We start from the raw sequence: 1,922 nt of genomic DNA on the forward strand, positions 1-1,922 counted from the left end.
CGTATGTACCGTTCGGGCGACCTCGCGCGGTGGACGGCGGATGGGCTGTTGGAGTTCGCGGGGCGTGCGGACGAGCAGGTCAAGATCCGGGGCTTCCGGGTCGAGCCGGGCGAGATCGAGTCCGTGCTGGCCGCTTATCCGGAGGTGGCCCAGGCGGCGGTGGTGGTGCGGGAGGACCGGCCGGGCGAGCCGCGCCTCGTCGCGTACGTCGTACCAGCCGCCTCCTCCGTCTCCTCTGAAGAGTTCGACAGCTCGGCGCTGGAGGAGTTCGCTCGTACGCTTCTGCCGGACTACATGATCCCGGCGGCGGTCGTCGCGCTGGAGGCGCTGCCGCTGACCGCGAACGGCAAGCTCGACCGGGCCGCGCTGCCCGCGCCGGAGACGCCCGGCCGCGCCGCCGGACGGGTCCCCGAGACGCCCGCGGAAGTCCTGGTCAGCAGCCTGTTCGGCGAGGTGCTGGGGCTGGAGCGGGTGAGCGCCGAGGACGGCTTCTTCGAGCTGGGCGGCGACTCGCTGCTGGCCATGAGGCTGATCGCGCGGGTGCGGTCGGTGCTGGATGTCGCGGTGAGCATCAGGGAACTGTTCGGCGCGCCGACGGTGGCCGGTGTCGCGCGGCTGATCGAGCGCGCGCAGAGCGCGGACGGCTCGGTGTTGGTACGTCAGGTACGGCCCACAGCACTGCCATTGTCGTTCGCGCAGCAGCGGATGTGGTTCCTCAACCGGGTGGGCGACGACTCGTCCGCCGCTGCCGCGTACAACTTGCCGCTGGCGCTGCGGATTTCGGGTGAGGTGGACGTGGCGGCGCTGGAGGCGGCGCTCGGGGACGTGGCCGATCGGCACGAGAGTCTGCGGACGGTCTTTCCGGACGTCGACGGCGTGCCGTGCCAACAGGTGCTGGAAGGCGAGGACGGACGTCCGCCGCTCGTCGTCACGGAAGCCCGCGAGGAGGAGTGGGAGGCGGCCCTCGCCGCCCACGCAGGCAACGGCTTCGACATGAGCGTGGACCTGCCCTGGCGGGTGACCCTGCTGCGGGCCACGCCCACGGAGTCCGTTCTGCTGATCGTGGCGCACCACATCGCGTCCGACGGCTGGTCGATGGGCGTGCTGGCGCGCGACCTGGAGACGGCCTTCGCGGCGCGCCGCGCGGGACGGGCCCCGGATTGGGAGCCGCTGCCGGTGCAGTACGCGGATTACGCGCTCTGGCAGCGCGCCGCGCTGGGCGACCCGGATGACCCGGAGAGCCTGGTGAGCGGTCAGCTCGACTACTGGCGTGGGGTGTTGGAGGGAGTCCCGCAGGAGCTGGCTCTGCCGTTGGACCGTCCGAGGCCCGCGGTGCCGTCGTTCCGCAGTGGCAGTGTTCCGGTGCGTGTGGACGCGGCGACGCACGCGCGGCTGGCGGAACTCGCCGGTCGCGGCCGGGCGACGATGTTCATGGTGATGCACGCGGCGGTGTCCGCGCTGCTGTCGCGGATGGGCGCCGGGGAGGACATCCCGCTGGGCACGCCGGTCGCGGGCCGTGGCGACGCGCAGACGGAGGCCCTGGTGGGGCTCTTCGTCAATACGCTCGTGCTGCGCGCCGATATGAGTGGGAACCCGTCCTTCGCCGAGCTGCTGGCGCGGCTGCGGGAGCGGGACCTCGGTGCGTACGCGCATCAGGACATCCCCTTCGAGCGCCTGGTGGAGGAGTTGAACCCGACGCGCTCGATGGCACGCAACCCGCTGTTCCAAGTGATGCTCTCCGCCGGCAACGTGCCGGAGGCCCGATGGGAACTGCCGGGTCTCCTGGTGAGCCCCCTGCCGCCGTTCTCCGCGCCGCCGACCCGCTTCGACCTGGCGCTGACCTTCACCGAACGGCGCACCGAGGACGGTTCTCCCGACGGGCTGGACGGCGGCATTCTGTACGCCGCCGACCTCTTCGACGG

The 1,922-nt window shown here is 71.9% G+C and carries 1 protein-coding gene; it reads left to right on the top strand.

Annotated features, from left to right (window positions below; all coding sequences use genetic code 11):
- A partial coding sequence (locus ACFU99_RS42150; protein ID WP_384403689.1) for a condensation domain-containing protein occupies positions 1-1,922 on the top strand: 1,922 nt, incomplete at both ends.

Origin of the sequence: Streptomyces sp. NPDC057654 (assembly GCF_042800135.1) — a bacterium.
In the GTDB taxonomy this organism is placed as follows: domain Bacteria; phylum Actinomycetota; class Actinomycetes; order Streptomycetales; family Streptomycetaceae; genus Streptomyces.